Consider the following 5,073-nt stretch of genomic DNA (forward strand, 5'->3'; position numbering starts at 1 on the left):
CCCCCGCCACTCCCGCCCCGCTCCGCGTCGCCGTCATCGTCGGCTCGACCCGCGACGGACGCCTGAGCCCCACCGTCGGCAGCTGGTTCACCGCCCAGGCCGAGGCCCACGCCCCCACCACCCGCTTCGACGTCATCGACCTGGCCGACCTCGACCTGCCCGACCGGCATCCCGGCTGGGGCCACACCCGTACCCCGGAGCAGGCCGAGCTCGCCGCCCGCGTGGCCGACGCCGACGCCTACGTCGTCGTCACCCCCGAGTACAACCACAGCTTCCCCGCCCACCTCAAGCACTTCATCGACCTGCACCACACCGAATGGCAGGCCAAGCCCGTCGGCTTCGTCTCCTACGGCGGCGTCGCCGGCGGTCTGCGCGCCGTCGAGCAGCTGCGCCTCGTCTTCGCCGAACTGCACTGCACCACCGTCCGCGACGGCGTCAGCTTCCACCGCGTCACCGCCGACCACTTCGCCCCCTCCGGCCCCGCCCACGACCCCGAGGGCGCGGCCGGCGCCGCCAAGCTGATGCTCGACCAGCTCGACTGGTGGGCCCACGCACTGCGCACCGCCCGCGCCGCGCGCCCCTACTGAGGCACGTCCCCGGGCTCGGCGAGCACCATCTCGCGGTCCGACTTGGAGGGGTCGCCCGGATTCGGGACGGCCTCTCCGGTCAGGACGAACCCGAACTTGCGGTAGAAGCCCTCGGCCCGCGCATTGTCCTCGTGGACGTGCAACCGCACCCGCCGCAGCCCCTCGAGGCCCCGCGCCCACGCGACAGCCGCCTCGAACAGCTTCTCGGTCACCCCGATACCGCGCGCCTGCGGCCGCACGTACACGCCGACGAGCTGCACCTGCCGCTCCCGCACCGGCCGCCCGAAGAAGTCCTCGGTCCCGGCCTCCTCCACGAGCGCCACCACCGTGCCCACCCACCGGCCGTCCGCCGCGACCGCCACGAACTGCCGCGCCGACGTCCCGTGCGAGGCCCCCCGCGCCCGGTCCTGCCAGAACCCGTCCGGCCGCTCCAGCGCCTGCTCGTACGTCTCCAGGAACGCGATCGGGGCAGCCCCGTCCTTCAGCGCGGCCAGCCGCAGCTCCCGCACCGCCCGCCACTCCTCGCCCCGCACGGGCCTGATCTCGTAGTCCATGAGCGGCACCCTACGGGCCCGTAGTACCCGGGTACTACGGCATTTCCGCAGCTCGGTGCCCCGGACCGACGCGCCGCCCCGCCCCCGGACGGCACCGTGTCCCTCATGACGATCAGAGCTCAGGGCCTCACCAAACGGTACGGCGACAGGACCGTCGTCGACGACCTCACCTTCACCGTCGAACCCGGCACCATCACCGGCTTCCTCGGCCCGAACGGCGCGGGCAAGTCCACGACGATGCGCATGCTGCTCGGCCTCGACACCCCGACCGCGGGCCGCGCCACCCTCGGCGGCCGCTCCTACGCCGCACACCCCGCCCCGCTCACCGAAGCCGGGGCCCTTCTGGAGGCCAAGGCCGTCCACCCCGGACGCACTGCCTTCCACCACCTCATGGCCCTCGCCCACACCCACGGCATCCCGCGCTCCCGTGTCGAGCACGTCCTCGCGCTCACCGGCCTCACCGACATCGCCGGACGCCGCGTCAAGGGCTTCTCCCTCGGCATGGGCCAGCGGCTCGGCATCGCCGCCGCCCTCATCGGCGACCCGGCCACCGTCATCCTCGACGAGCCCGTCAACGGCCTCGACCCCGAGGGCGTCCTGTGGATCCGCACCCTCCTCAAGTCCCTCGCCCGCGAAGGCCGCACGGTCCTCATCTCCTCCCACCTCATGTCCGAGACCGCCCAGACCGCCGACCGGCTCGTCGTCATCGGCCGCGGCCGGCTCCTCGCCGACACCACCGTCGCCGACCTCGTCCGCACCTCGGGCGCCGCCTACGTCCACGTCGTCACCCCCGAGGCCGACCGGCTGCGCGGCCTGCTGCCCGCCTCCTGCGACCTCGCCGCCGACGCCCCCGACACCCTCCACGTGCGCGGCCTCACCGCACAGGACATCGGCCGGATCGCCGCCGCCCACGCCCTCCCCCTGCACGAACTCACCCCGCGCACCGCCTCCCTCGAGCAGGCCTTCATGGACCTCACCCAGGAGACCGTCGAGTACCAGGCGACCGCCCCCGTCACCCGCACCGGAGTCGCCGCATGAACACCGCCCCGCCCTACGCCCTCACCCCACGCCGCATCGTCACCTCCGAGTGGCACAAACTGCGCACCCTGCGCTCCACCTGGCTCACCCTCGGCCTCGCCGCCGTCCTCGTCCTCGCCGTCGGCATCGTCATGGGCTCCACCTACGACGGCGACGACGCGAACATCGACACCATCGTCTTCACCCTCTTCGGCACCCAGCTCTCCCAGCTCTGCCTCGTCGTCCTGGGCATCCTCGTCACCGCGGGCGAGTACGCGACCGGCCTCGTCCGCGCCACCATGGCGGCCGTGCCCCGGCGCCTGCCCGTCCTGTGGGCCAAGGCAGGCGTCTTCACGGCGACCGCCTTCACCGTCTCCTTCGCCGTGAACACCACCACGTTCCTCGTCGCCCAGATCTGGCTCGGCGACACCGACAAGGCCCTCGCCCTCACCGACCCGGGCGTGCTCGGCGCCCTCGCCGGAAACGCCGCGGGCATCACCCTGCTCAGCCTGCTCGCCCTCGCGCTGGGCGCCCTGTGCCGCTCGGTCCCGGCCGCGATCGGCGCGTTCATCGGCCTCGTCCTCATCCTCCCCGAGGTGCTCGGCATGATCAGCAACGACGCCGTGGCGAGCGCCGTACGGTACTTCCCGGCCAAGTCCGCCGAAGCGCTGGGCTCGATCGACAGCCTGACCGCGCACAACAGCCCGGCCACCGCCCTGCTCACGCTCGTCCTGTGGGCAGCCGCCGCCCTGGCCGCCGCCGCACTCCTCCTCAAGCGCCGGGACGTGTAGCCGAGGCCCCGCTAGGGTCGGTTCAGACCGGTCAGACCGGACCGCCCACCGCGCCGAGGAAGCCGATACCGGGCCGAGCCGAGGAAGCCGATCGTGATGACGCCGCACCCCCGCACCTCCCAGTTCCTGCACCGAGCCACCCAGCGCGTGCGCGCCCACGACCGGCGCCACCCCCTGGTCTGGGACCTGCTCCTGACCGGGTTCTGCGTCATCGCCGCCCTGATCGACTACGCGGGCGACGGCTGGAAGAACATCGCCCACAACACCCAGGTCCCCGGCCCGCTCGTCCTCACCCTCAGCATCGCCCTGTCCCTGCCGCTCCTGTGGCGCCGCAGTCACCCCCTGGCCGCGCTCACCGTCATGGTGGCCGCGGGCACGGTCAACAGCGCCACCGGCGCCGTCCTCCAGGCCGCCCTGCTCCAGCTGTTCGTCGTCTTCAACCTCGCGCTGCGCGCCCGCATCCGCACCCTGGTCCTCGCCGCCGCCCTCACGATGGTCCCGGTCCTCATCACCGTCGTCCGCTACCCGCGCGGCAGCTGGGACGCCCAGGTCGTTCCCCAACTGTGGTCGCTCGCCCTGGTCACCGCCCTCGGCATCGCCGTCCGCAGCCGCCAGGACTACACGGCCTCCCTCGTCGAACGCGCCCGCCGGCTCGAGACCGAACGCGACCAGCAGACCCGGCTCGCCGCCGCCGCCGAACGCGCCCGCATCGCCCGCGAGATGCACGACATCATCGGCCACAACCTCTCCGTCATCACCGGCCTCGCCGACGGCGGCTCCTACGCGGCCGCCCGCCATCCCGAACGCGCCGGGCAGGCCCTCACGGCGATCGCCGGCACCAGCCGTCAGGCCCTCACCGACCTGCGCCGCCTGCTCGACGTGCTGCGCGAGGACCTGCCCTCCGGCGCCGCCCCCGAGTTGGCCCCTCAGCCCGCCCTCGCCGACCTCACCGAACTCACCGACGGTGTCCGCGCCGCGGGCCTCCCCGTCCGCCTCACCCACGAGGGCAGCCCGGTCACCCCGCTGTCCCCCGCAACCCAACTCGCCCTGTACCGCATCGCCCAGGAGGCCCTCACCAACACCCTCAAGCACGGCGGCCCGCACGCCACCGCCGCCGTCACCCTCACGCACACCCCGGACACCACCACCCTCACCGTCACCGACACCGGCCGCGGCGGCACCCCGCCCGCGAGGAAGGGCGACGGCCGGGGCCTCACCGGAATGCGCGAGCGAACTGCCCTGTAGGACGGCACACTTGACGCGGGTCCGCAGCCCGAAGGCGGCTGGCGGGTCCAGGCCCGGATCCCCGTACAGAAGGAAACCGCCACGTGACCCCGGCGACCGCCCCGCCCACCACCTCGGTCCTCATCGTCGACGACCAGCCCATGCAGCGCTTCGGCTTCCGCATGCTCCTGGAGAGCCAGGACGACCTCCGTGTCGCCGGCGAGGCCGACACCGGCACGGACGCCGTCCGCAAGACCGCCGAACTCCGCCCCGACGTCGTCCTGATGGACATCCGCATGCCGGGCATGGACGGCATCGAGGCCACCCGCCGGATCATCGCCGGACACCACGCCCCGCGCGTCCTGATCCTCACCACGTTCGACATGGACGAGTACGCCTACGCGGGTCTGCGCGCCGGCGCCTCCGGATTCCTGGTCAAGGACGCACTCCCCGAGGAACTCCTCGCCGGGATCCGTGCGGTGGCCGCGGGCGACGCGGTCGTCGCCCCGAGCCTGACCCGCCGGCTCCTCGACGCGTACGCGCATCATCTGCCCACGCGACCCGGTGTTCCGGACTCCCCCGACCCGCGCATCGCCGGCCTCACCGACCGCGAACGCGAGATCCTCACCGTCATCGGCCAGGGCTGGACGAACACGGAGATCGCCCAGCGCCTCCACCTCGCCGAATCGACGGTGAAGACGCATGTCTCCCGCATCCTGGCGAAGACAGGTGCCAGGGATCGCGTGCAGGCCGTGATCGTCGCGTACGACGCGAAACTGGTGTCCCCGGAGGCCTGAAACGCAGAAAAGCCCGGACCGTATACCCGGTCCGGGCTTTCCCATCTATCAAAAATAGTTCGGCGGCGTCCTACTCTCCCACAGGGTCCCCCCTGCAGTACCA

The 5,073-nt window shown here is 72.9% G+C and carries 6 protein-coding genes; 5 read left to right on the forward strand and 1 reads right to left on the reverse strand.

What is annotated here, in order from left to right; all coding sequences use genetic code 11:
• The coding region (locus GTW43_RS07455; RefSeq protein WP_237536458.1) for an NAD(P)H-dependent oxidoreductase at positions 1–587 on the forward strand (587 nt) is incomplete at its 5' end.
• Here GTW43_RS07455 and GTW43_RS07460 read toward each other — a convergent pair.
• On the reverse strand, positions 581–1,141 hold the full coding sequence (locus GTW43_RS07460) for a GNAT family N-acetyltransferase (RefSeq protein ID WP_161300835.1): 561 nt from the start codon (positions 1,139–1,141) through the stop codon (positions 581–583). The genes GTW43_RS07455 and GTW43_RS07460 overlap by 7 nt on opposite strands.
• 105 nt (positions 1,142–1,246) lie before the next feature.
• Here GTW43_RS07460 and GTW43_RS07465 point away from each other — a divergent pair, with 105 nt between their 5' ends.
• The 4 genes from GTW43_RS07465 (at position 1,247) to GTW43_RS07480 (ending at position 4,970) form a co-directional block, all read left to right on the forward strand.
• Complete coding sequence (locus GTW43_RS07465) at positions 1,247–2,179, forward strand: ATP-binding cassette domain-containing protein (protein ID WP_161300836.1); 933 nt, start codon at positions 1,247–1,249, stop codon at positions 2,177–2,179.
• Positions 2,176–2,949 (forward strand): ABC transporter permease, encoded by a 774-nt coding sequence (locus GTW43_RS07470; RefSeq protein WP_161300837.1) that lies wholly within the window; start codon positions 2,176–2,178, stop codon positions 2,947–2,949. Before GTW43_RS07465 ends, GTW43_RS07470 begins: the two co-directional genes overlap by 4 nt.
• 96 nt (positions 2,950–3,045) lie before the next feature.
• A complete protein-coding gene (locus GTW43_RS07475) occupies positions 3,046–4,194 on the forward strand; it encodes a histidine kinase (protein WP_202501169.1) in 1,149 nt (382 codons plus the stop codon).
• A gap of 83 nt (positions 4,195–4,277) precedes the next feature.
• Entirely contained in the window at positions 4,278–4,970 is a 693-nt protein-coding gene (locus tag GTW43_RS07480) for a response regulator transcription factor (RefSeq protein ID WP_343245931.1), read from the forward strand.
• The last annotated feature ends 103 nt before the right edge of the window (positions 4,971–5,073 follow it).

This window comes from Streptomyces sp. SID5785, assembly GCF_009870065.1.
GTDB lineage: Bacteria > Actinomycetota > Actinomycetes > Streptomycetales > Streptomycetaceae > Streptomyces.